This window comes from Chitinophaga sp. W2I13 (genome assembly GCF_050434005.1).
In the GTDB taxonomy this organism is placed as follows: domain Bacteria; phylum Bacteroidota; class Bacteroidia; order Chitinophagales; family Chitinophagaceae; genus Chitinophaga.
Genome location: NZ_JBNPWD010000001.1, coordinates 4,138,079 through 4,163,481, shown reverse-complemented (window position 1 = coordinate 4,163,481; position 25,403 = coordinate 4,138,079). Strand labels below are relative to the sequence as shown.

At 47.9% G+C, this 25,403-nt stretch carries 22 protein-coding genes; 8 read left to right on the top strand and 14 right to left on the bottom strand.

Annotated features, from left to right (window positions below; translation table 11 throughout):
* The first annotated feature begins 2 nt into the window (after positions 1–2).
* Positions 3–647 (top strand): DUF4136 domain-containing protein, encoded by a 645-nt coding sequence (locus QFZ48_RS17395; RefSeq protein ID WP_429050800.1) that lies wholly within the window; start codon positions 3–5, stop codon positions 645–647.
* 31 nt (positions 648–678) lie between these two features.
* Positions 679–1,299, top strand: coding sequence for an outer membrane beta-barrel protein (locus tag QFZ48_RS17390; protein WP_429050801.1), 621 nt, complete (start codon positions 679–681; stop codon positions 1,297–1,299).
* A gap of 78 nt (positions 1,300–1,377) precedes the next feature.
* Here QFZ48_RS17390 and QFZ48_RS17385 read toward each other — a convergent pair whose 3' ends face one another.
* Both QFZ48_RS17385 and QFZ48_RS17380 read right to left on the bottom strand, forming a co-directional pair.
* Positions 1,378–2,394, bottom strand: a complete 1,017-nt coding sequence (locus QFZ48_RS17385; protein WP_429050802.1) for an FAD:protein FMN transferase — start codon at positions 2,392–2,394, stop codon at positions 1,378–1,380.
* Positions 2,395–2,439: 45 nt separating this feature from the next.
* Positions 2,440–3,618 (bottom strand): acyl-CoA dehydrogenase family protein, encoded by a 1,179-nt coding sequence (locus QFZ48_RS17380; RefSeq protein WP_429063085.1) that lies wholly within the window; start codon positions 3,616–3,618, stop codon positions 2,440–2,442.
* A gap of 317 nt (positions 3,619–3,935) precedes the next feature.
* On the opposite strand from QFZ48_RS17380, the gene QFZ48_RS17375 reads away from it, so the two are divergent.
* Positions 3,936–4,220 carry a YciI family protein gene (locus QFZ48_RS17375; RefSeq protein ID WP_370908379.1) on the top strand — a complete coding sequence of 95 codons (285 nt, stop codon included), beginning with the start codon at positions 3,936–3,938 and terminating at the stop codon, positions 4,218–4,220.
* 73 nt (positions 4,221–4,293) lie between these two features.
* Here the strand turns inward: QFZ48_RS17375 and pyrF are convergent, their stop codons facing one another.
* The 3 genes from pyrF to QFZ48_RS17360 all read right to left on the bottom strand — a co-directional run bounded on the left by pyrF (position 4,294) and on the right by QFZ48_RS17360 (position 7,125).
* Positions 4,294–5,115, bottom strand: a complete 822-nt coding sequence (gene pyrF / locus QFZ48_RS17370; protein WP_429050804.1) for an orotidine-5'-phosphate decarboxylase — start codon at positions 5,113–5,115, stop codon at positions 4,294–4,296.
* Positions 5,116–5,330: 215 nt separating this feature from the next.
* Positions 5,331–5,957: an FMN-binding negative transcriptional regulator gene (locus QFZ48_RS17365; RefSeq protein ID WP_429063084.1), complete on the bottom strand. Its 627-nt coding sequence runs from the start codon at positions 5,955–5,957 to the stop codon at positions 5,331–5,333.
* A 70-nt stretch (positions 5,958–6,027) separates the two neighbouring features.
* A complete protein-coding gene (locus tag QFZ48_RS17360; protein WP_370908382.1) occupies positions 6,028–7,125 on the bottom strand; it encodes an Mrp/NBP35 family ATP-binding protein in 1,098 nt (365 codons plus the stop codon).
* A gap of 189 nt (positions 7,126–7,314) precedes the next feature.
* Here QFZ48_RS17360 and QFZ48_RS17355 point away from each other — a divergent pair, with 189 nt between their 5' ends.
* Together QFZ48_RS17355 and QFZ48_RS17350 are read left to right on the top strand one after the other, a co-directional pair.
* A complete protein-coding gene (locus tag QFZ48_RS17355; protein ID WP_429050806.1) occupies positions 7,315–7,920 on the top strand; it encodes a carboxypeptidase-like regulatory domain-containing protein in 606 nt (201 codons plus the stop codon).
* A gap of 58 nt (positions 7,921–7,978) precedes the next feature.
* On the top strand, positions 7,979–8,863 hold the full coding sequence (locus QFZ48_RS17350) for a 3-hydroxyacyl-CoA dehydrogenase family protein (protein WP_429063083.1): 885 nt from the start codon (positions 7,979–7,981) through the stop codon (positions 8,861–8,863).
* 97 nt (positions 8,864–8,960) lie between these two features.
* Here the strand turns inward: QFZ48_RS17350 and QFZ48_RS17345 are convergent, their stop codons facing one another.
* From QFZ48_RS17345 to ribD, 6 genes are all read right to left on the bottom strand, one after another.
* Entirely contained in the window at positions 8,961–9,572 is a 612-nt protein-coding gene (locus QFZ48_RS17345) for an Imm25 family immunity protein (protein ID WP_429063082.1), read from the bottom strand.
* Positions 9,573–9,587: 15 nt separating this feature from the next.
* Complete coding sequence (locus QFZ48_RS17340) at positions 9,588–13,919, bottom strand: DUF6531 domain-containing protein (RefSeq protein ID WP_429063081.1); 4,332 nt, start codon at positions 13,917–13,919, stop codon at positions 9,588–9,590.
* Positions 13,920–13,954: 35 nt separating this feature from the next.
* Positions 13,955–15,325, bottom strand: a complete 1,371-nt coding sequence (locus QFZ48_RS17335) for a hypothetical protein (protein ID WP_429063080.1) — start codon at positions 15,323–15,325, stop codon at positions 13,955–13,957.
* 16 nt (positions 15,326–15,341) lie between these two features.
* Positions 15,342–17,150, bottom strand: coding sequence for a type VI secretion system Vgr family protein (locus tag QFZ48_RS17330; protein ID WP_370908388.1), 1,809 nt, complete (start codon positions 17,148–17,150; stop codon positions 15,342–15,344).
* Positions 17,151–17,438: 288 nt separating this feature from the next.
* Positions 17,439–18,041, bottom strand: coding sequence for an IMPACT family protein (locus tag QFZ48_RS17325; RefSeq protein WP_370908389.1), 603 nt, complete (start codon positions 18,039–18,041; stop codon positions 17,439–17,441).
* Positions 18,042–18,061: 20 nt separating this feature from the next.
* On the bottom strand, positions 18,062–19,111 hold the full coding sequence (ribD, locus tag QFZ48_RS17320; RefSeq protein WP_429063079.1) for a bifunctional diaminohydroxyphosphoribosylaminopyrimidine deaminase/5-amino-6-(5-phosphoribosylamino)uracil reductase RibD: 1,050 nt from the start codon (positions 19,109–19,111) through the stop codon (positions 18,062–18,064).
* Between the two features lie 108 nt (positions 19,112–19,219).
* Here ribD and prmC point away from each other — a divergent pair, with 108 nt between their 5' ends.
* A complete protein-coding gene (gene prmC / locus QFZ48_RS17315) occupies positions 19,220–20,074 on the top strand; it encodes a peptide chain release factor N(5)-glutamine methyltransferase (protein WP_429050812.1) in 855 nt (284 codons plus the stop codon).
* Between the two features lie 57 nt (positions 20,075–20,131).
* On the opposite strand, the gene QFZ48_RS17310 is transcribed toward prmC, so the two are convergent.
* The 3 genes from QFZ48_RS17310 to pepT form a co-directional block, all read right to left on the bottom strand.
* On the bottom strand, positions 20,132–20,527 hold the full coding sequence (locus tag QFZ48_RS17310; protein ID WP_079470398.1) for an ExbD/TolR family protein: 396 nt from the start codon (positions 20,525–20,527) through the stop codon (positions 20,132–20,134).
* 10 nt (positions 20,528–20,537) lie between these two features.
* Positions 20,538–21,254: a MotA/TolQ/ExbB proton channel family protein gene (locus QFZ48_RS17305; protein ID WP_079470399.1), complete on the bottom strand. Its 717-nt coding sequence runs from the start codon at positions 21,252–21,254 to the stop codon at positions 20,538–20,540.
* 189 nt (positions 21,255–21,443) lie between these two features.
* Positions 21,444–22,589, bottom strand: coding sequence for a peptidase T (gene pepT / locus QFZ48_RS17300; protein WP_429063078.1), 1,146 nt, complete (start codon positions 22,587–22,589; stop codon positions 21,444–21,446).
* Positions 22,590–22,781: 192 nt separating this feature from the next.
* Between pepT and metE the strand changes: the two genes are divergently transcribed.
* A complete protein-coding gene (metE, locus tag QFZ48_RS17295) occupies positions 22,782–25,073 on the top strand; it encodes a 5-methyltetrahydropteroyltriglutamate--homocysteine S-methyltransferase (RefSeq protein WP_429063077.1) in 2,292 nt (763 codons plus the stop codon).
* Positions 25,074–25,153: 80 nt separating this feature from the next.
* Positions 25,154–25,360: a cysteine-rich CWC family protein gene (locus QFZ48_RS17290; protein WP_429050815.1), complete on the top strand. Its 207-nt coding sequence runs from the start codon at positions 25,154–25,156 to the stop codon at positions 25,358–25,360.
* The last annotated feature ends 43 nt before the right edge of the window (positions 25,361–25,403 follow it).

The window sequence follows — 25,403 nt, the reverse complement described above, 5'->3', positions numbered from 1 at the left end:
ACATGAAAAGAACTTTGTTTTTATTCAGTGCCGCTGCCGCGTTGGTAGCGATGGTTTCATTCAGTAGCTGCCGTAAAGATCCCCTGAAAGATATGACTAATGAAGAGTCGAGGATCTACATCACTAACCACGACAGCACCGCTAATTTCACCTCTTATTCCACTTTTAGCATAGTAGATTCAGTGGCCGTGCTGACACGTAGCAGCGATTCAGCTAAAAAAGAGCTGACCGACTACGACAAAAAACTGATTGCCTCCGTAAGCACTGCTATGCAGCAACGGGGTTACACCCTTGTGAGCAAAGCCGCCAAACCTGATCTGGCTGTCAACCTCACACGTATCGACAACTCCTATACCAACATCTCCTGGAACCCGGGATGGTGGGGCGGCGGCGGCTACTGGGATCCTGGTTACTGGGGATATCCGGGTGGCGGCTGGTACTGGCCTTCCTATTACACGGTTTACCAGGTGAACGAAAGACAGGTAGCCATCGATGTGTTTGACCTCAAAAACCCCAAGAACAATAAGCTGACAGCTGTATGGAATTCATTATGGCGAGGCTCAGGCGTATGGAGTATCGGTAACATCGATTCAATGGTGCAGGCATCTTTTGCCCAATCACCTTACCTGAGTAAAACCGCTAATTAATGTTGATTGAGAACTTTTAAACTGACAGGAAATGAAAAAGATAAGAAACTGGATATTGATTTTTGCCGGATGTTTTGCTGCCCAGGCAGTATCCGCACAGGTTCGTCCGCCTTTATCCGTAGATGTGAATTATTCCATTGCACAGCCCCTTGGCTCATTAAAGGATTATTCCGATAAAACCAGCTTCCGTGGCTGGAGTGCAGGGCTCCAATATCAATTGAACAACCAGTGGTCCGTAGGAATACGTTCCGGGTTCCAGGACTTTTACGAACGGCTTCCGCGTGCAGTATATCCCGATAAACAAGGCGATGTATCTGCTGTTCAGTCACGCACATTGCAGGTAATCCCGATCCAGGCAACGGTGAGTTATGCATTCACAAAACCTGCTGCAGCCGTTATTCCATATGCTACCGTAGGTGTAGGTACCGCTAATATGAATTATGAAAAATACTGGGGTGAATTTGTAGAGAAAGATAACAGCTGGCAATTCCTCGTGAGCCCGGAAATAGGCATCAATGTGCCTTTTGGCAAGGCTTCACCGTTGATGTTCAATGCCAATGTACGGTATAACTACGCGCCTTATAAGTATGGCGATATCACTAATTACAATACCGTTCAGGGAAATATTGGATTGAAGTTCTCATTGAACTAAATCCTTTTGAGTCCATATTCTAGGAAGAAAGTGTGAGTGTGAGTCCCGTCCGTGAACCAGCGAACGGGACATTTTTTTTCAGAACTCCATATACGCCTTAAAGCCTTTACTAAAGGCTTCCTTAATGGCGCCATCTGTGCCTTTATAAATATAAATAGCTTCCAGTCCATACTCCGGATGCTGTGCAATATAGGCGAGCCCCTTTTCCACACCCATCAGGATAAGCGGGTTATCAAAAGCATCGGCAGTAAAACAATCCTTTGCAATCACCGTTACGCTGATAATATTATTATGCAGCGCTATCCCTGTTCCCGGATGGATTGTATGCGCAAAACGTGTACGCCCCTGGTCAAAAAAGCGGCGGTAATTCCCGCTGGTAGCGATGCCTTTACCAGGAAGCCGTACCAGCCCCTGTACCGGCTCATAGGTAGTATCGCCGGGCGATGGCCTTTCTATCCCTACACTCCATACTTTATGCTGATGGTTATGCCCTTTTGCACACAACTCCCCTCCTACATCCACCAGGTAATTATCGATTCCCTGTTGCGATAAAAAATGCCCGATCACATCTACCGTATATCCCTGGGCAATACCATTGCAATCGATCTGCACGCCTTTCTTTGCAGCATACAGCTGGTTGCCTTTTACACGGAGATAACGGTAACCAATATACGACATAGCGGCCTTGATACTGTCCGGTGGCGGCACGCCTTTAAAAGAAGGTTTGGTAACGCCAAATCCCCAGAGGTATACCAGCGGCTTTACCGTAATATCAAAGAGGCCATTGGTGGCTTTACTCGTAAACAAGGCTTTCCGGATAACCGCTTTCATGTGCTCATCCATCGTGATATGGCCGGTTTCATTAAACCGGTTGATGGCTGATCCGGGTTTATACAGGGACAACGACTGATCGATTACTCCAAATAAAGAATCAATGCGTTTATCCATTGACGTAGTATCGGCCGATAAATATTTCACGAGATAATAAGTGCCCTGTGCTTTCCCTTCGCAGGTGATCAGCTTCAGGGCAGGCGCCTGCTGCGCCCGGGTGTTGGCAGACCACCCGAGAATGGCCAGAAAAAAAAATCGTTTCATGTACAGCTGTTGGCAGTGAGTATAAGCGGCTAAACACTTATACTGCTATTTAAATGCGTCTAACCCGGTAACATCCATACCGGTAATGAGTAAATGTATTTCGTGTGTTCCTTCGTAAGTCATTACGCTTTCCAGGTTCATCATATGCCGCATTACCGGGAATTCGCCGGTAATGCCCATTCCGCCGAGAATACTGCGGGCGTTGCGGGCAATATTGGCAGCCACTTCACAGGAATTGCGCTTGGCCATTGAAATCTGGGCAGCCGTGGCTTTCCCTTCATTTTTTAATACGCCAAGCCGCCAGTTGAGCAACTGCGCTTTGGTGATTTCAGTGATCATCTCCGCCAGTTTCTTCTGCGTAAGCTGAAATCCGCCTATAGGGCGATCAAACTGGATCCGTTCTTTCGCGTATCTGAGGGCCGTATCGTAGCAATCCATCGCCGCGCCCATCACTCCCCAGGCAATACCATAACGCGCAGAAGAAAGGCAGGTTAACGGGCCTTTTAACCCGCGGGCTTCCGGCAAAATATTTTCTTTAGGTACTTTTACATTATCAAATACCAGTTCCCCTGTAGCACTGGCCCGCAAACTCCACTTCCCTTTTGTTTCCGGCGTGGTAAAACCTTCCATTCCTCGCTCCACAATGATACCACGGATCACACTACCTTCATCCTTCGCCCACACTACAGCGATATCCGCAAATGGCGCATTGGAGATCCACATTTTTGCGCCGTTCAGGATCACATGATCTCCTTCTTCCCGGAAATTGGTAAGCATTCCGGCGGGGTTGGAGCCGTGGTCCGGTTCAGTAAGGCCAAAACAGCCCATCATTTCTCCCGTAGCCAGTTTAGGCAGGTATTTCTTTTTCTGTGCTTCGCTGCCAAAAGTATAGATCGGGAACATCACCAGCGAACCCTGTACCGAAGCAGTAGACCGTATGCCGCTGTCGCCCCGCTCCAGTTCCTGCATCATCAGTCCGTAAGCAATATGATCCATTCCGCCACCTCCGTATTCCACCGGGATGGTAGGGCCGAAGCAACCCAGTTCTCCGAGTCCTGCTAAAATCTGTGATGGGAAAGCGGCGCGCTGGCAGTAGTCTTCAATAATGGGGGATACTTCTTTCTTTACCCATTGGCGTACGGCGTCGCGGATCAAAAGGTGTTCTTCTTTCAGCAAATCATCAATGGCAAAATAATCAGGCGACTGAAACAGATCTTGTTGCATTAACTACGGGTTTAATACCCAATATAAGAAATTACCTGTTAGGAACCACGTCCACGGGGAGATTTCAGCCATGGAACCTATATTTTTTTTCTGCAAAATACCTGCACAACAATCACGTTTTTTCATGACAAGTTTGTACCTTTCCATCAAATTCGACAACTATGGCAAGCAAAGTTATACCTGCGCTTTTGCTATTGGGATTTTTAGTCATTGTGATGTTATCATTTCACCCCACACCATTACAATCTGTTGCACTAAGCAAAGTGCTCCCCCCAAAAGTCAAATCAGGCGCACCACCTGAATTAAAAAGGTATTGGATGGTTCTGCTAAAGAAAGGTCCCGTCCGGAACCAGGATACTGCCCTTGCGGCAAAAATCCAACAGGCTCACATGGACAATATCAATAAAATGGCAACTGCCGGCAAATTGCTGGTAGCGGGTCCTTTTGAAAATGATGAAGAACTGCGTGGTATTTTAATTATGGATTGTAAAGACAGCCTGGAGGTAGTGTCGCTGGTGAACAAGGATGCTGCTGTAATAGCGGGCCGGCTGAATTTCGAGGTAAAGCCGTGGTGGACCGTAAAGAACTGTATTTTCAAGTAAAAGATCAGGGAGATGCCGGTACCTGGCGCCTGCTGCAAACCGCAGCTGCCAGGTACCGGTATTAAAAAGTTATTTACACAGTAGCTACAATCTTGTTGAGATACCCGGCCATTTCCACCTGGTATTGTTTTGCTATGCGACGGGCGTCTGTAGCAAAATCGTCTCCATTACCTGCATAAATGATAGCGCGACTGGCGTTTACCAGCAGTCCGCAATCCTTATTCATGGCTTGTGTGGAAATTTCCTCGAGGCTTCCGCCCTGAGCGCCCACACCTGGTACCAGGAAGAAATGGTCAGGTACCAGTTTACGGATATATCCCAGCTGTGAAGACTGGGTAGCCCCAATCACGAACATGAGGTTGTCCGGAGTGCCCCATTCCATGCCGGCTTTCAGCACTTTTTCAAAAAGGAACTCATCTCCGATCTGTTGCATCTGGAAATCCTGGCTGCCTTCATTGGAGGTTAATCCCAGCAGGATCGCCCATTTTTCAGAGAACTGGAGAAAAGGCGTTACACTGTCTTTACCCATGTAAGGCGCAACAGTCACTGAATCGAACTTATAGGTTTCGAAAAATGTTTTGGCGTACTGGGTGGAAGTATTGCCGATATCACCACGTTTGGCGTCTGCAATAGTAAATATCCCGTCCGGGATATACTCAATGGTCCGTTGTAAACTTTCCCAGCCGCGCATGCCCATACTTTCGTAAAAGGCTGTATTAATTTTATACGCCACACAAAGATCTTTGGTAGCGTCAATAATCGCCTTGTTAAAGGCAAACACCGGATCTGCATGAGAAAGCAGGTGTTTTGGAATCTTTTGAATGTCCGTATCCAGTCCTACACACAGGTAAGACTGCTTTTCCTTAATCAGATTCACCAATTCCTGTCGATTCATAGTCGGTTAATTTGGGGCGCAAAGTTAAGAAAAACTTAAGCATTGACGCTTCTTTAAACATATTATGATTACCTGTAATTGAAAAACAACGCTATTTATTCACTGTGGTAGTTGTGGTTTACCGACAATGTTGGATATTTTTTTAACGCGGAAGATTAAAATAAAGATATTCCTTTTTGGGATTACGACCATCAACAAAAATAAAATGTTTCCGTCTATTTTTGGGTTGACCGGCGGGCTTCCATTTCTGCAGCCACACGTAATGAATTTTCATCGCCCAATGCCCGCAGATGAACGATTACGCTGAAATAATCCGCATCTTTTTTATTCTGGCTGAGCTTATAATTGGCATTTACCTCGCGGATGCTCATTTCAAATCCCACAATAGCTTTTACATTGTTGCTGAGTGTTTTATCATCAATATCGCTGATATGCACCGGGCAGGCAGATGCCGCCTCGTAGTGATCCACCAGCGCGCCCAGCGCCTGTACTACTTCTGCTTCTTCCTGGATACGGATGGTACCGTGAATATGCACGGCCATGTAATTCCAGGTAGGTATCTTTTCCTTTTCATACCACGAGGAAGAAATATACGCATGATGTCCTGAAAACACCGCCAGCGTTTCATTTTTCTCAAACCATTCCCACTGGGGATTGATCCTTGCGATATGTCCGTGTAAAACAAATTCTCCCGGTGTTTTTTCCACCAAGGTCATGGGAATATGCGTAGCATGCGGGGTTCCGGCATTATCTGTATTGATCAGCAATCCAAAACCATTCTCCCTGATAAAATTGGCAATAGTATCCCAGTTGGTTTCCCGGGTGAGTTTTGGTGTATACATACGGAGTTGTTAGAGAAAAAAATTACGGATCACAGATATTCCTATCTGTAATCCGTAACGGATGATTCTTTTATACAATAATTTCTACAATCCTGGTAGGAGCAACATTGGCGTTGCGCATAGCGATGCTGCGTGCAGCTGCGCCGGCAACATCCAGGAAAGCCTTGCGGGTTATTTTATCGTCGCCGGCCATAGCGGGCACACCGGCATCACCGCCTTCGCGGATGCTTTGTACCAGCGGAATCTGGCCAAGGAACGGAATATCCATTTCTTCTGCCAGTTGTTTTCCACCTTCTTTTCCAAAAATGTAATATTTATTTTCCGGCAGTTCAGCAGGGGTGAAATAGGCCATATTTTCCACTAATCCGAGAATTGGCACATTAATCTGCTGTCCCATGAACATGGAAATGCCTTTTTTGGCATCTGCCAGGGCTACATCCTGCGGCGTGGTTACAATCACAGCGCCGGTAACAGGCACTGTTTGTACCAGGGTGAGGTGAATATCACCGGTGCCGGGCGGCATATCGATAATGAGGTAATCCAGTTCATCCCAGTATACATCCGTAATAAATTGCTTCAAAGCACTGCTGGCCATAGGTCCGCGCCATACCACCGCCTGTCTTTCATCTATCAGCAAACCGATGGACATCACCTTGATACCAAACTTTTCAATCGGCTGGATCATGCCTTTGCCATCTACATTCACCATCAGGGGCCTTTCGCCGCGTAATCCGAACATAATGGGAACGGAAGGACCATAGATATCCGCATCCATCAGCCCTACTTTGGCGCCATCACGGCCCAAAGCCAGCGCCAGGTTGGCTGCCACAGTGGATTTACCCACTCCTCCCTTTCCGGAGGCCACCACAATGATATTTTTTACATTAGACAGGACACCCTGCCCGTTTGCTCTTTTGGTATTTACATTGGCCGTCATGACAACTTCCACTTCGGCATCCTTGCTTACCAGCATGTGAATAGCGTTCACACAGGCATTGCGGATCAGGTCCTTTAACGGACAGGCGGGCGTGGTAAGAATGACCGTAAATTTCACTTTATTGCCATCAATCTCTATATCTTTTACCATGTTCAGCGTAACGAGATCCTTGCCCAGATCCGGCTCTTCTACGTTGCTCAGGGCCTTTAAAACCTGCTCTTTCGTGATCATAAATTGTTGTTAATTTTGAATCCAGACAGCAAAGTTAACCCAATTGGGATTTAATTTACAATTTCTCTGAGCAGGTGATCAACTGCATGGAAACACGTAATTAAATTTTTATATCTTAGGGCCGGCATGCATCAGAAAAGATCCTACATACTGTCACTCATAATTGTTTTCGTTTTATCTCCTTTCCTTTTGAAAGCTCAGATCGCGGAATTCAGAGACAGCGTTATACAAATTTCGGGTATTACCATGACGGCAGACAGCCTGCGGGCCATCCCCGCGGTGAGCATCCTGGTAAAGGGGCAAAACAGGGGTACTATCTCCAACAGATCCGGTATATTCTCTATCGTTGTATTCAAAGGCGATACCCTGTCGTTCACCGCAGTAGGTTTCAAGCATAAAAATTACCGCATACCTCCGGATATCAAAGGCAATAGCTTTTCTCTGATACAACTGATGGTGGAAGATACCACCTATCTCCCTGTAACTATTATCAAACCTTATCTTTCCAGGGAAGAATTTGAAAGGGCCTTTGCCAATATGGACATTCCCGATGATGCCTATGAGGTAGCACGAAAAAATACCAGTAATGCCAGGCTTCGCGCCATGGCCCGTTATACACCTATGGACGGCACGGAAGGCACCAGTCAATACCTCAAGAAACAGGCGCAAAGCCTTTATTATGCCGGTCAGCCACCTCCGCAAAATATCTTTAATCCACTGGCATGGGCCCAGTTTATCCAGGCCTGGAAACAGGGCGACTTTAAAAGGAAAGACGATAGTTATGGCAGTTACTAACTGTAACGCGTAATACCTTAAATTAGCGCCTTATTCAATTCCGACAAATCACTACACCATGCAAAAAATTGCGGTTATAGGCGCTGGTACTATGGGAAATGGTATTGCGCATGTATTTGCCCAACACGGCTACGCCGTAAACCTGATAGATGTTTCGGCCCCCGCACTGGATAAGGCGCTGCAAACCATTACCAAAAACCTGGACCGCCAGGTGGCAAAAGGCACTATTACCGAAGCCGTAAAAACTGATACCCTCAGTAATATTTCCCTGCAAACCGACCTGGCAACCGGCGTAAAAGAAGTATCCCTGGTAGTGGAAGCCGCTACAGAAAATATTGCGCTGAAACTGAAAATATTCCAGGACCTCGACCTCCATGCTCCTGCTGACGCCATTCTCGCTACCAACACCTCTTCTATCTCTATTACAAAAATTGCCGCAGTTACCAAACGCCCGGCAAAAGTAATAGGCATGCACTTCATGAATCCCGTACCGGTGATGAAACTGGTCGAAATCATCAATGGCTATGCAACTGATAAAGAAGTAACCAACACGATCGTGGCACTTTCCGAAAAACTGGAAAAAGTTCCCTGCGTAGTAAATGATTATCCCGGCTTTATCGCCAACCGCATCCTGATGCCCATGATCAACGAAGCTATCTGCTCCCTCTTTGAAGGTGTAGCCGGTGTAGCGGAAATTGATACGGTCATGAAACTGGGAATGGCCCATCCGATGGGACCACTGCAGCTGGCCGATTTCATCGGGCTGGATGTTTGCCTCTCTATCCTGCAGGTGCTGCACGACGGCTTTGGCAATCCAAAATACGCACCCTGCCCGCTGCTGGTAAACATGGTTACAGCGGGTTATCTTGGTGTTAAAAGCGGTGAAGGATTTTATAAATATACGCCCGGTAGTAAAGACCTTGTTGTAAGCGGGCGGTTTTAATAAAAAGGCCTTTAGCGATTGACTTTGTCAATTGCTAAAGGCCTTGTATAATGAGATTATATAAAAGGTTGAAATTTATCAGCTATCATACTGCATGCTACAGAGAATAAATGTAGCATAACTCCCAAATGCTGTCTTTAGTAGCCTTCAGTCCAAATTTATCAAAGAATGCTTTCATCTCACCTTCCAGATTTGAAAACTCTTTTTCAATCACTGCTTCACATTTCGTTTTGCTCTTCAGCACTTTTACATCACTGTCTGTTACGGCTAAAATCTTCCTGAAAAAAGGTAACAGATAAGCGGTATATACCTCATGTCTTCTGTTATTGACAGACGGATCTGCCAACTCTTTTTTTGAGGTAGCCAATAATGACGTTAAAGCTCCTTCTTCGATCAGGCGGATGATCTTCTTTTCACAATTCCGGAAAAAATTCTCATCAAGGACTTGGGTGTAGCCAATATCCACCTTAATGTGAGCCGAAAGGCTACTAAGCCCATCATCAGGCCTGTCAATAGGTCCAACCCACAAAGTGGTTTGCAGGGAACCATCCTCCTTATACACCCTGGCGATGACATAACAATAGAAAATATCTTCGATATGCTTGCTCAATGCCACCAAATGGGAATACCATAATTTCTTCGGCTGTTTAAAATCAAATTGCTTAATCAGATCTTCAAATTCATTGACTACGCTAAAAAATTCAGACATACTATATCTCTTATTTTAGTGGTGACCAGGGTATGTTTTACCATGTGTACGCGTTATGCCGGCATCATCCATTTTCTTCAGTAAAGCCTTCATTTCTGTCGCTACACCTGGATCATGATCAAAATGCCAGTGCGGATCTGCTCTTCCGGCAACTTTGTTGGCAATATCTTTATCTATCTGTTTATCCATCCTGGCTAAAGATTCTTTTGATCTCGGGCCTTTGGAGAAGTTATCAGATTTGAACTCAATATCCTTGCCGTCATAATATTTATCATAATTACGACCGCTGATAGACCGTCCCTTATTACCTGTTCCAAATATCTCATCGGCACGTTTATCATGCCATTGTTTGGCCCAGTTGAGCCAGCCCCTGCCTGATCCCGCTCCTGCACCACCAGCCAATCCATACACATCTACCCAGCTATTCGGATCATGCACATAGCTGTAAAACTTCATACCTCCCAGCAATCCAATTGGATCCTGGGAAATATACATGCCGCTTCCGGAGTCGTAATACCGGAACCTGTTATAACTTAACCCTGTTTCGGCGTCTTCATATTGTCCCTGATAAAGATAATTACAAAATGTTTTATCACCATGCAGGCGTCTCACTTTTCCGTAGCAATCAAGTTCGCGCTCCCAAACTTTATTTCCTGATGTATCAAATGCGTGCACCGGCGTACCAAGGTGATCTGCAACAATACTGTAAGATCCTGCTGCGGTGAGCTTCGCGCAGGGTACCAGGGAACTTTCTTCAAATACCCAGGTTACCAGGTTGTCTACCGGCTCCTGTTCAATCTGCAACGCCCCATCGGCTACTGCTTCCAGGTGTGGTGGATAATCACCTGTATACTGCCATTCATGCAATGGCACATTGCCATCCCATAACCAGCGGGTTACCTCCTGCTTCCGCTTATTTACCTTCGCAATACGCCTTCCCAGCGGATCATAACTGAATACAATTTCTCCTCCCGCCGGTGTGATCACTTTCCACAGCCATCCGTTTGCTTTCCACTCATATACCCAGCCGGTACGGCTTCCCTTCAACACTATTTTGTTTGCTTTGGCCCATACCTGCTTATCTTCCGCTACCTGGTGGTTGTGACGGAATTCCTTGCAGATAAGATTTCCTTCTCCATCATAGTAATAGAAGTAATCCGGGCATTCCAGCAGGCGTCCGCCTTTGCCATACACGCGATCAGTTCGTGCAGGAGTTCTGAAAAGATGCCCCAGCTTATCGGGTATGCGATAAACGGTGTCGACCGCGTTACCGTTTGATTGACCGTAGGTGGCACTTACCAGGTTATCAAATTCATCGTAGGAAAACTGCGCCTGCGCACCATTCAGTTCATTCACCATCCGCCGCAGCTTTGTATTTCTTCCCCATTCATAACGAATGCGGCTCTGTTCTGCCTTATGTACCCCGATAGATTGCCTCACCACCTTTCCCTGCTTATCACGCTGCGTTTGCACGGTTACTCCACCGGATAACATCCGCAATACTTCCAATCCACTTTCATTATGTTTCCACTGCGCCTGCCAGGAATTATCGGTTCCATCAGTTGCCTGCATTCCATCTACATATCCTGCGGCATGGTGTTCCAGGTGAATAGCCGCGCCCAACGTACTTCCTACAAAAACCGATTCTCCCCATTCATTATATTCGCGGGTTACTGCGTAAGCGCCTTGTATTTCACCGATAGTGTGGCCATACGCATCGCGTTGAATGGTAACTGCACCGTCTTCATTGAAGGCGCCTGTCAGCTGCCCGTCTTTGTTATATCCATATGCCGTTACGCTGCCGTCACTGTACTCCTCCCGCACCAGTAAACCGGTACCATCATATTCGCAGGCAGTCCAGCGATTGTCTGGCCGGAATATCTTTTTCACACGGCCTGCGGCATCCCGCTCGTAGTGGTAATGCACACCATCGAAGCCCCATTCATTAATGATATTCCCGTTTGCATCCGGCTCCTGCCGGTACAGCTCTCCTCCTTCATTGGCAATACTGCGTAACTGCAACTCCTTGTCATAATTAAACCGGACATTTACGCCATGCTGACTTCTTCCCGTTAACACGCCCAGTGGTCCATAAGTAAAACTTACTTCCCGATGGCCGTCTCCTGCCTTTATCATGTTGTCAGCGGCGTCGTAGCTAAACAGATGAATACTGCCATCGGCTTCTTCCACGCGAATAACATTACCGGCAACATCATACTCATATGCGTACCAGTAACCCGTTTCAGTGGTTTCTTTTATCAACTGCCCCAATTCATCATACTTCCAGTGGCGCTGTGCATTTTCAGGTGACGTAATTTTGCTGAGGTTATGTTGCTCATCATATTCCAGCTCAAAGGTGCGGCCATTTTTATAGGTTACATGGGTAAGATAAGGGCCTGTATACCTGTATTTCGTTACCACTCCCTCCATGTTCTTTTTCCTCACTATCAGCCCTTCGTCGTTGAACATCCATTCCATTCGTTTGCCACCGGGCGTTTTAAGCCCTGTTAAGCGCTGCTCTTCATCAAAATAAAACAAGGTGGATTCCCCGTTACCATTGGTTTCTTTCACTTTATTTCCAAAGGCGTCGTATTCGTATTTCTCAGTGTTGCCGGCAGGATCTACCACTACTTCCAGTTCGTCATACCTGTTGTAATGCTGCAGGGTAACGCCGCCATTGCCATCAATGAATTTATAAATAAGCTGACGTTCGTCGTAATAGTAAGTTGTCGTGTGCCCAAGACCGTTAGTAACAATGGTTTTCCCTTTTTCATATCGTGCATGGTATTCCAGTACGCCTTCGTCTCCCCACGTATGCACACAGCGTGCATCATCTCCCTTACCTTCATATTCCCAGTAAAAATTCATTCCGCTCTGGTTCGTTAGCCGCACCAATAAGTGTCCTTTATAAAAAAAGTATTTGCTGACATCCCGCGCATTGGTAGTGCTGCTAAGATTACCGCCTTCATCAAAGGAATAACGTACCAGGTGAATAACTTCTGCTCCTTTGTGGGTGTAAATATCTTCAATGCGGCCATAGTCATCGGTGGTTACCTGTAACAGCCGGTTGCTGCTATCCACGATCCGTTGCAGATAGCCTTGCCCGTTATACCGGAACTGGATATGGAACCCGGCGGGGTTGCGGATTTCAGATAACATACAACTGCCATCGGGCCCGGGCCGGGCGCTGAAGCGATATTGAAGTTGTTCTTTATCTTCCAGGTAATAGCCACTGCTGTCACGGCGCCACCATAACTGCTCTCCCCTGTTGAAATAGCTGCTGTTTGGCGGTATTGCCGGCATCACGGTTTCGCGGCCGTCTGCCAGGCGGATGCTGAAGTAACCGTTACGCAGGTCATACAGGCTGAGATTGTAGCTATGGTGCCAGTTGTACCCTAATGGCCCTGGCACTTCTGCGTCGCTGTAATACGTGCGTTCCCATACCAGTGGGATAGGTCCGGGCAATTCAAAATCTATATTGTTGGAAACCACCCTGCCGGTTACGGCATCCACTGGTTCTCCAAATCTTTTACATTTAAAGTCCTGCAGCATACCAGCCAGTTTGGGAAACCGGCTTTCCATTTTATTGACGGTTTTCTGCAAAACCGCGCCTGCTGCTTTGGACATTCCTTTCAGGCCCAGCTTAAACATCAGCTGAAACAGGTCGATGGTCGGCGGACCGCCTACCAATACCGGTTTTCCGGAGGATGTCATGATCAGCAACATGGACGTGGGCGCCATCAGCGCCATAGCCGTACTTTTTTTATTCAGCCTTGGCGGCGAAGGAAGTCCTACCAGGTTACACGACAATGCCGGATGGAACTGCGTAGAAAAAGGGCCGCCATCTGCCAGCACGGTAGAACTACCCATCCACATTTCAGAAGCTGCTTTGGGCTTCACGATCGGGAAGGGCAAGTGTGCAATGATGGCGGGTAAATGCAGGATAGGTGTACCTGCATTGGCTACCCATTGGTTATGAACTTTTACCGAAGGGCTGAGCGCATGTACCAGCATTTGTGCGGTGGCAGCCAGCGAGAATGGTTCCGGTGCGGGTTCTTTCCCTTCCTCCACTGGCGGAGGAGGTGGCGGTGGTGGCACTACACTGGCAATAGCAGCCATAATAGCGCCTATGATATCGAACACCATACCGATGTGCGGCACCGGCAATAACGGCGAAGGAGGAAATACGGAATCGTGAAAGTCGATGCCTATGCCGAGGTCAAAATATTTTGCAGCGGGCATTCCCGGGAAAGCAGGTAGGATACTGGCCATTCCTTTCTGGATATGGTCCAGTGAGTTTTTCTTTTCTGCAAATAATGCCCCAAAGCCTTTGTTTTCTACAGCCATGATATGATTACTTTACTCCCTCTTGGGATAGGATCTTAGTTAAACTCAAACAAGGTTGATTTACGTCTTACAGTGGCTTTATCCATACCATCTGCCTGTAACAATGTATGCCAGTCGTCGCCCAATAATTCCTGTAAGTTGCTTTCCAGTATTGCCAGATCTTCCGGCCCGCGGATCTTTTCACAGAGGTGTACAGCCATTGCTGCGGCATGCAGGAAAGTGGATTGTCTTCTTACTTCCCGTTCCAGGTAACTGCCGCCGGTCATTGACAGCAACAGGTTTTCAAAAGCCGTATTCATTTGCCCCAGTTCATAATGCAGGTGACCGCAAAGCCGGTATCCTTCCATGATCATAAAAGCATCGCCTTTATTCACGGCCTCCAGCGCCAGCGCTTCATAGAGTGCAATGGCCTGTTTTCTTTTCTTCTTACCGGCCAGTATGGCGGCGCGGATCATCACACAGGATTTCCAGGTGGGATACCCTGCGGGATCATTCCTGTCCATCAGCTGCCTCGACAACCGGATGGCTTTATCGGCGTAGCCTGCGCTCTTATCGGATTCACGCGCCATGAAATAAGCCTGTGCGGCTATCATCATACCAGCTACTTCATGAGGCTCGCCCCCCATTTTTTTGCTCAGTGAAAGCAGCACCGATATTTCCTGGTCGAGCGTGGGTGAATCGGGTTGTGTGGTACAATCCATCACTTTACGGATCTGTTTACGGAAACGTGCATCTACACTGATGGTGTCGGAATTGCCACCGCCTTTATCCATTTCATGGTTAATAGCGGCCACCATTTGCAGTGATGGCTGTAATATCTTTACCTGGTGGGCAAATGTTCTCGGTATGGTTATACGGGAATTAGCCGCTATATCTATCGTAACAAGCCGGATACCGTCCGGCAGTCCTTTTTTCAGTACATCAGCATACCAGGCGCCTGCATCGGGCTGCTCGGGTCTTAAGGGAGGAAAATAAATACAGCACCCGGTTTCTTCCAGTCCGTGCACACAGCCCATAAAACGCCGCAGTTCTTTCCAGATGCTTTGTACTGTTGGTGCGAGGTGGCGGTCGGGCTGATAATCTGTTTTCAGCAGCCCGTCTTTTTTCAGGGCACCGTAAACATCATATTCTTCGCGGGGTACGGGCTCAAACCATTCCAGGAATTCATTCCACAGCGACTGTTCATATGCCTCGTGATCTTCCTGGTAAGGGGAATCGAATCTGAAAAATATCTCTTTAAAAACACCAATGGCGGTACGTTCGGTTTCCAGGAATTTATCGATAATTTCCACATCCGCATACTGTATCAGCCAGATAGCCAGTTTCCATTGGTGATCACGGTCGGCGGCAGCCCATGTTTCCCTTACTTTATAAAACTCCTGCCCGATAGTTGGTGAGGTTGTCATAAGTGAGCTTTAAGGATCAGGAATTTATTTTCACCAGCCCGCCGGAAACTACTACGTCGCCATGCCCGGTCACGGTAACATCTTTTGTACCATTTACCGAAACGGAGGCGCCGGTAACGTTGGCATTTTTGCTTCCGGACGCCAGCAGGTCTTTCGATAACAAGGTGAGTGACTCTCCTCCTTTCACGATAGCGTCTTTACTGTTTACGGTTACCGTTTCGGTGCCTTCCAGGTAGATTCCTTTCTTGGCTGTGATAGAGCCCTGCTCGGAGGCTGCGATGCTGAATTTCTCTGAGGTTATTTCAACTTCTTTGGAAGATATGGACATTTTTGTTTTGGAGAAGAGGGACATTTTATCTGTGCCATCAATGAAGATGGTGTTACCGGCTTTATCTGAAACGGTAACGCTGCCATCGGCATCATTCAGCAAAATGGAGATGCCGGTGCGGGTACGGATGGCTTTCATGTCGTTGTTGGCAGTACCAAATCCCGACTTACCTTCCCCGTTATAAGTGGTTCCCAGCACGAAGGGAAGTTCGGGGTTCCCTCCTTCAAAATCCACTACCACTTCTTCCCCTTTTTCCGGTACCATGTACATGCCTTTGCTGCCACCAGCGTGCGGGCCAACCACCCTCATCCAGGGGGTCATGCCTTGTTGCTGCCATTTGAAACGGGCCCTTACCCTTCCCAGGTCCTTCGGATCATGATTGTCTACTACAATGGCGCTCTGCGCCTCACAGAAAGGCATATTTTCCAGGTTCACCGGCGGAGCGGCCGCATCTGCAGGGATACCTTCAAACTCGTTGTAATAGTCGCCGTTGCCGGTTACGTGATGGGTGAGGCCCCAGATCATGAATTTCCCATGATCATCTTTTGCATATACGTTCTCCTGGATAGAGATATGATCTCCTACGCGGAGCGCAGTATGCCTGCTGCTGCCTTTCAGTTGCACCATAGCGGCCATACGTCCTTTTTTCTGCCGGGTTACCAGCGTATCCAGTTCTGCTTTGGCATTGCTGGTAAAGGCGTGGGTCATTTTATAGGTGGATGTATTGCTGTATAATTTTTCGCTTAGTCCCTGTACATGCGAGGTATAGTCATTGACTTTTCCGGCGGGCTGTGCCACCGTGGTATTTTCCACTACTTTATTGTTCCGGTAGTCAAATCCGTTCAACTGCTGATTGTTGGGTTGCACCTTCATTTCGAGGTCGAAGCTCATGAGGTCAACCAGGTGAACCAACGATACTTCGCGGGGTTGATATTTTCCAAAAACCAATTGTTGCCCGTTATAAAAAAACCATTCCCCGAACCGCTCGGAGAGCCGGTGGAGGAAGTCGAATGATGTTTCTTTGTATTGTACTATATACTTCAGCGGCGATGTGGTATTGGGGTCTACCATCGGGCGTGCCACATATGGGCCGCAGGCTTTCAGCGTTGTGTTTACAATAGCGCCCAGGTCCTGGTTTTCAAAGGTCTGTACATGCAGGTCGTTACTCAGCAGAATAGTGGGGCTGTATCCGCGGATCACGCAAAAGCCGTGGGTGCCGTCACTTTCTTTGCCCGAGCTCACAGACATCACAATACCATTGAAAATAAGCGGTTCATAGGTTTGTAATTGTTCAAAGGCCTGTATGGTAATGCTCACTTCTTTTCCCAGAAATGCTTTGGTAGCCGACACTATACCGGGGCCCAGTTCCTGCAGCCAGTCGTAGCCTATTTTTAGCTCAAAATGATGATGTCCCTGTAACTGTTGTTCCAGGCGCAGGGAATGAAATTGTTTAAACTGTTTGTCAGCAATAGATACGGTTGTTATGGTATGTAACATATACAGGGGGGCTTTTAAATTAATATGGTCCTATATCTGATCTGAAAAAGCTGGATGGGTGCTGCTGTATAAGCAACTCTCATCTCAAAAAATACCTGAAAAACGGGTTAAGGAAATCCTAGTTAACAAAATTAAATTTAAGGAAATTTATATTACAACCCCCTCATTTTATGGAAATGGGGAAAATATTTTCAGGGTTATTTTTTGGGGGAAGATGATCCTGAAGTACGGATTCCTATCTACATGTTGTAACATCCGCCCGCTTACCAGGATCATCCATTCTTCTTATTAATTTTTTTGCGGTTGCACCTGCAATCCGTAAATATCTTTTAAGCGCAGCAGACAAAGTTCTTCACCTGATTTCGGAACGCCTATCACCATTTCGCAGAACAACTGAAGTTCCTGTGAGATAACGGTGCAGTTATTTTGCTTTACCACCATCATCACGTCGTTCATGATGGTATAGTCGAAGCTGAGGTGGTATTTTGCTTCTATGTTTTTCTGGATCACGGGGATCAGTTGCAGCACCATAGCGGCGCTCATCTTATAAGCGTTGATAAGCCCCGGTACACCGAGCAGGCTGCCGCCGAAATAACGCACTACTACAATGAGCACATCCGTAATCTGTTTACTGTCTATTTGCCCCAGGATGGGCTTGCCTGCTGAGCCGGAAGGCTCTCCATCGTCGCTGGCGCGGAACTGGAGCCCCGCGGTGCCAAGGCGGTAAGCATAACAGTGATGGGTGGCCTTTGGGTGTTCTTTTTTCACCTCTGCAAGGCATTCTTTTACTTCTTCCGGCGATTTAACAGGAAATGCGTATGCGAGAAATTTGCTGCCCCTGTCTTTGAACTCTGCGACTGCTGTTTTATCAATTGTAAAATAAACCTCCATCAAAATAATTTAATACGCGCTTAAAGCTGCGCGGGATGATAAAAATCGATACGATCGCCCGCTACCTGCAGGGTATGCGTGAGCAATGCGTTGGTGAGTACCGGCGCTGCCAGTCCTTCCGGTAGTGTACCCGTACCGGTTATAACACGCGCCTCATCCCACAAACCGGCCGCAATGAATTGCTGCAGCACCGCCTGGCCGCCTTCCACCAGGATGCTCTGGATCTGCCGCCGGTGTAATTGCTGCATCAGTTGCGGCAACAGGGCGGTATTGAAATCCAGTGGCAGGGTTTCGGTAAGACCGTGGGTTTCCGCCAATGCGGCAGTGATAAAGATGGTAGGAATGCTGCCATCCCACACATGATGGGACCGCGGCACTTTCAGATCCCGGTCAATAATCAGGCGTACCGGGTCTTTACCGGTCCACAGCCGGTTGTTGAGCCGGGGGTTATCATTTATGGCAGTGCGGGTACCTGCCAGGATGCCCATTTCTTCGCTACGCCATTTATGCACCAGGCGGTCGCTGTATTGATTGGATATCCGCACGGGCGCCCCGCCTGCGCCGGCGATCAGGCCATTGCTGGTTTGCGCCCACTTCAGTACAATATAAGGCCGTTGTTGTTCATGAAAAGTAAAAAAGCGGCGGTTGATTTGCCGGCAGGCTGCTTCCAGCACGCCTGTTTGCACCTGTACACCGGCTGTCTCCAGTTTTTCAATACCCTTTCCGGCTACTGCTGAAAAGGTATCCACGCAGCCAATCACCACCTGCCGGATGCCCTGTGATACGATAAGATCTGCGCAGGGCGGCGTTTTACCGTGATGCGCGCAGGGTTCCAGGCTTACATACATGGTAGCCAGCGGAATGAGCGAACGTTCTTCCGGGGCCACACTGTTCACACAGTTCACTTCCGCGTGGGCCTGCCCGTACTGCCGGTGATAGCCCTCCCCGATGATACGCCCCTGGTGTACCAGTACGGCGCCCACCATTGGATTAGGCGCCACCTGACCGGCTCCCATAGCAGCCAGTTCAAGGCAACGCTGCATATAAAATTCATTGAACGTGCTATTCATAATCACCGCGCGAAGTAATATTTTTGCAAAAGTATCGTTTTTAACGAATGGAAAATGCCGCTCCCCCAGGTTTGCACTTTTCCTGTCACATGCCTTAAACTGATTATATTGACTATACAAACGGCCTTTACCTATATTACAGGCGCCATCAGTGAACTATATGATGAGCGGGAAGCCGCCAACATCGCACATATCATAATGGAATATCTAACGGGTATGAGTAAACTGGACAGGATTGTCCACAAAACAAAAATCCTTTCCCCCGATCAGAAGCAACGTCTCCAGGCAGCCATAGAAGCGCTGCAACGCCATGAACCGGTACAATATATCACCGGCACCAGCTGGTTTTACGGCATGGAACTCATAGTTAATAAAAATGTACTTATTCCCCGCCCCGAAACAGAAGAACTGGTAGAATGGATGGTGCAGGATGCGGCACACCGCCACCGGCTTCACTTGCTGGACGTAGGCACCGGCAGCGGATGTATTCCGCTGGCACTGAAAAAATCACTGCCGGATGCGCAGGTATCTGCCATTGATGTAAGTGAAGGCGCGCTGGAAGTAGCGCGCAGCAATGCAGCACGCCAACGGCTGGAAGTAGAGTTCCTGCACCTTGATGCATTGAACCCTGAACAGATGGCCGGTTTACCGGAGTTTGACATGATTGTGAGCAATCCCCCGTATATCACGCAGAGTGAGCAAACCTCCATGCAACAGCTGGTTTGGGGCTTCGAGCCATCACTGGCCCTGTTTGTTCCCGATAATGATGCCCTGCTGTTTTATCGACATATCTCCGAAATGGCACATTCCAGGCTGGTTCCCGGCGGCGCCCTCTATTTTGAGATCAACGAGGCGCTGGGAAAAGAAGTAGTGGCACTGATGGAAAGTATCGGGTTTACCGCAGTAACGCTGAAACAGGATATGTTCGGGAAAGACAGGATGGTAAAAGGAAAGAAGGCATAAAATAAAAAAGACCTGGTGGTATCGCACCACCAGGTCTGCTATACATTAAAGGCATTATTACTTATGTGCGGTGGCCAATACTACTTTGGCTCCCATCTCCCTGGCCACTTCCATCACGCTCACTACATCTTCCACCGGTACAGATTTTTCCGCATTGATAACAATGGTGGGATCAATCTTTTCATTGCCGATAGAAGGCGCCAGCGCCTGTTTCAGGTGATCAAAGGTTACTTTATTGGTGCCTACAAAAAACTCGCGTTTATCGTTAATACTCACTACTACCGTTTGTTTCGACTTGGTATTGCTCTTTGCTTTCGGCAGCAGCAGTTTGATCACATTCGGATTAGCCAGGGTGGAAACAATAAGGAAGAACAACAACAGAATGAACAGGATGTCATTCAGTGCTGAGTTGTGCATTTCCACCTGTCTCTTATTTCGTCTGCGTAAATTCATGAGGGTGGTTTTAGCGGGTTGGTTCCTGCAAAATATCGATGAATTCAGCAGAAGCGCCTTCCATCTTGTTTACTACCTTGTCTATCTGGGCGTTCAGGTAACTGTAGCCGATAAAGGCCACGATACCGATAATTAAACCGGAGGCGGAAGTAATCATTTTTACATAGATACCGCCGGCAATGGTGCCCAGTGTGATATCAGAGGTGATGGAGATATTAAAAAAGGTTTGGATCATCCCTGCAATTGTACCGAGGAAGCCGAACATAGGGGCAATGCCTGCAATGATAGACAGGATCACCAGGTTCTTTTCCATCCGGTAAATTTCCAGCTTACCCACATTCTCCATGGATTTTTCAATATTCTCAATAGGCTTGCCTATGCGCTGAATCCCTTTCTCGATCATACGGGCGATTGGTCCGTAGGTATTTTTTGCCAGTGATCTGGCAGATTGCATGTTACCCGTGGTGATCTGATCACGGATCATGGGCATAAAGTTATCAGGCAACCGGCCGGCTTTACTGATGGTGATGGCCCTTTCCACGAATACATATACCGCTATCAGCGAAAGTATTCCCAGGGGGATCATCAGCACACCGCCTTTCATCAGCATATCTATCAGATGGATTTCCGGCGCCGGGGCTCCGGCAGCACCAGCTGCCAGGGCTGCTGAATCAGCCGGAAGAGACGATAAAGAATCCTGTAATAATGTAATAAAACCTAACAACATGAACTATATTTTAACGGGTGCATAAGTAGAACACTACTATAAACGGTTAAAGTAATAAAATATTTGCGAATGTGCGTGGCAATATTTTACGCCTTCTCTTCCCAAACCTGTGCCAGATACACAATTGTTTGCACGGCTTTCTGCATATCCTGTATGCTCACGTATTCATGTTTGCTGTGAAGCGCCATTTCACCGGTAAAAATATTGGGGCACGGCAGGCCCATAAACGACAAGCGGGAACCGTCGGTACCACCGCGGATGCTCATTCTCAGGGGCTGCACACCCTGCACGGCGAATGGCTTCTGCCGCATTGGCCGTTACCTCGGGGTGATTTACCAGCACCTCTTTCATATTGCGGTATTGCTCTGTTACTTTCAGCGTAGCCTTTGCGCCATGGTGCTTTGCCAGCACCTTATCCATGATCCGGCGCAGGAAAGTTTCATGTGCTTCAAGGTGGTCAGTTTCAAAATCACGTATAATAAAATCGATCTCCGTTTTTTCCACAGTGCCCTGTATGCGAACCGGGTGAATAAAGCCCTCCCGGTCGTCGGTGGTTTCAGGGGAAAGACCGTCTTTCGGTAACGCATCTACGATTTCACCGGCTATTTTGATCGCGCTTACCAGTTTATCTTTTGCAGCACCCGGGTGGGCGCTGATGCCATACACTGTGATCCTGGCGCCGTCAGCCGAAAAGTTTTCATCTTCCAGGGAGCCCAGTTCACCGCCGTCCATGGTATAACCAAAATCTGCGGCCAACTTCCTCATATCCACTTTTTCCACACCGCGGCCCACTTCCTCATCCGGCGTAAACAGGATGCGGATAGCGCCATGCTTCACTTCCGGATGCGTCATCAGGAAGTTGGCGGCGTCCATGATTTCGGCCACGCCGGCCTTATCGTCTGCTCCCAGGAGCGTGGTGCCACTGGCAGTAATAATATCGTCGCCTTTTTTGCTGGCCAGGTAAGGATGTTCTTTTGCACTGATCACCACTGTTTCATCGTCGGGCAACACAATATCGCCCCCATTGTACTGGCGATGCACAATTGGCTTCACGCCGGTGCCGCTGCTGTCTGAAGAAGTATCCACATGTGAACAAAAGCAGATCACCGGCACTTTTTTGTCGGTGTTGGCCGGAATGGTGGCGTATACATAACCATGTTCGTCCAGTGCTGCATCGGTAATACCCATTTCCTGTAATTCCTTTACCAGCAACCGGGAAAGATCCTTCTGTTTTTCCGTGGTAGGAAAAGTGTTGCTCATCGGGTCCGACTGTGTATCTATCTGTGCGTAACGCATGAAGCGTTTATCTACTGTATATGAGTAATTTGTAAACATATTGCAAACGTAAGGAAAATCATCTTCACACTCCTGCCGTAGATTATTCTGTTTTACCATCTCTCACAATATCATCAACAGTAAATTATTCTTCAAAATGCTACTTTTTTAAGACAAAAAACCAAAATTATCCGGAATGATCGGACAAACACCTAATAATAATAGGTTTGTATAGAATAAAATACATCCTATATGCTAACCAACATTCCAGGCTATCCGAGAATAGGTAGCCAGCGTGAGCTGAAAAAAGCCTGCGAAAATTACTGGGCCGGAAAAATTTCACTGGAACGTCTTGAGCTAACGTCAAGGCAGCTACGAAAAGAAAACTGGAGCGGGTTACAGGAAGCCGGTGTTGACCTGATCCCTTCCAATGATTTCTCCTGGTACGACCAGGTACTGGATATGTGCATGACCCTGGGCGTAATTCCTTCGCGTTTCAAAGCATTGCAGCAAACATTTGCCAATCCCGGTTGCCCCGAGCTGTATTTCGCGATGGCAAGGGGTTACCAGAAAAATAACTTCGATATCACCGCCCTGGAAATGACCAAATGGTTTGATACCAACTACCATTACCTGGTACCTGAATTTGAATCCGCTCAGCAATATACCCTTCACCAGCCCAAGTGTGTGGAAGAATTCAAAGAAGCGCTTAGTCATGGTATCACCACCAAACCCGTACTCATCGGGCCTGTTACTTTTCTCTTATGCGGAAAAATTAAGGGAGATGACCTTACGCACACCCGGCTGCTGGAAAAACTGCTGCCCGTTTATATCGAATTGCTAAGATCCCTTCAACAGGCGGGCGCTACATGGATCCAGCTGGATGAGCCTTTCCTGGTGACCGACCTGGACCCCGCCACCAGAGACCTTTACCAGGCCGCATATACTGCTATCAGCCAGGCATTACCTGCGCTCAAAATACTGCTCACCACCTATTTTGGGGCGCTGGAAGACAATACCACCCTGGCTTTGCAGCTGCCGGTGCAGGCGGTGCATATCGACCTGGTAAGGGCTCCGGAGCAGCTGGACGCCGTACTGGCGGCCCTGCCTGCAGATAAAATGTTGTCACTCGGTGTAGTGGACGGACGCAATATCTGGAAAAATGATTACGCCGCTTCCGTTACGCTGATTGAAAAAGCAATACAACAAATCGGTGAAGACCGGGTACTGCTGGGAACTTCCTGCTCCCTCCTGCATGTTCCCTATAATCTGGAAGATGAAACCGCATTAGACCCGGAAATAAAACAATGGATGGCTTTTGCCAAACAGAAAGTAGCCGAGGTAATAGCGCTGAAACACATTATAGCCGGCGATACTTCCCTGCTCATGGACAATGAAGCGGTGATGAACAGCCGCAAAACTTCCTCCCGGATACACCGGCCGGAAGTGAAAGCCAGGCTGGAAAGTATTACCACAGCGGATACACAGCGGCACAGCATCTTCCCGCACCGCCAGAAATTACAGCAATCGGTATTACAACTTCCCCTGTTCCCCACCACTACGATCGGCTCTTTCCCGCAAACCACGGAAATAAGGCAACTCCGTGCCGATCTTAAAAAAGGGATCATCACACCGGAAACTTATAACGCCGATATCCGCCATGCCATTACGGAAACCATTTACCGCCAGGAAAGCCTCGGACTGGATGTGCTGGTGCATGGCGAGTTTGAGCGGAATGATATGGTGGAATATTTTGGCGAGCAGCTGGACGGATTTGTATTTACCCAAAACGGCTGGGTACAGAGTTACGGAACGCGGTGTGTAAAACCACCGGTCATTTTTGGAGATGTACAACGGCCGGAACCCATGACCGTTGCCTGGAGCCGTTTTGCGCAGTCGCTGACCAATAAGCCGCTGAAAGGTATGTTGACCGGCCCCGTCACCATTCTGCAATGGTCGTTTGTAAGAAATGACCAGCCCCGCATGCAAACCGTTATGCAGATTGCACTCGCTATCCGTGATGAAGTGAAAGACCTGGAAGACGCCGGCATTACGATTATACAGGTAGATGAACCAGCCCTGCGCGAGGGCCTGCCGCTGCGTAAAGCACAGCGCGCCGCCTATCTGGAACAGGCTGTGAAAGCTTTCCGCCTGGCCGTAAGCACGGTGGATGATTCCACGCAGATCCACACGCATATGTGCTATGCGGAATTCAATGATATTATTGAGCACATCGCCGCAATGGATGCCGATGTGATTACCATTGAAACATCGCGCTCACAGATGGAGCTGCTTGAAGCATTTGCAGGATTTAAATATCCGAATGAAACAGGTCCGGGTGTATACGATATCCACTCGCCAAGAGTACCGGCGGTGGCGGAGATAGAGGCATTACTGCACAAGGCGGCCGCATTACTGCCGCTGCGCAATATATGGGTAAACCCCGACTGCGGATTGAAAACGCGGAAGTGGCCGGAAACAGAGATGGCGTTGCGTAATATGGTGACTGCTGCAAAGAATGTGCGGCAGGCGGTGAGCAATTAGCGCCGGTGGCTTTGGTAAATGCAGCGAAAATCATCCGCGCTGCATTTACTGAATGCTGTGTAAAATCCGTAATTTTAGGGATGGCATGTCATGAAACCGTAACCTGTCCGCGGTGCGAACGCACCTTTGAATGCCGCGTAGGCACTATTCTGCGCTGTCAGTGCCAGGATGTGGTGTTGAGTGAAGAAGAGCGATATTTCATCCAGCAAAAATACAGTGGTTGTCTTTGTGCAGACTGTTTACGTGATATGAAAACGATTTACCAGCAACCGGAAACATCGTCCTGAAACTGTTTCCCTTAATGGGTTTCCGCCGTTGTTCCATCTCCCT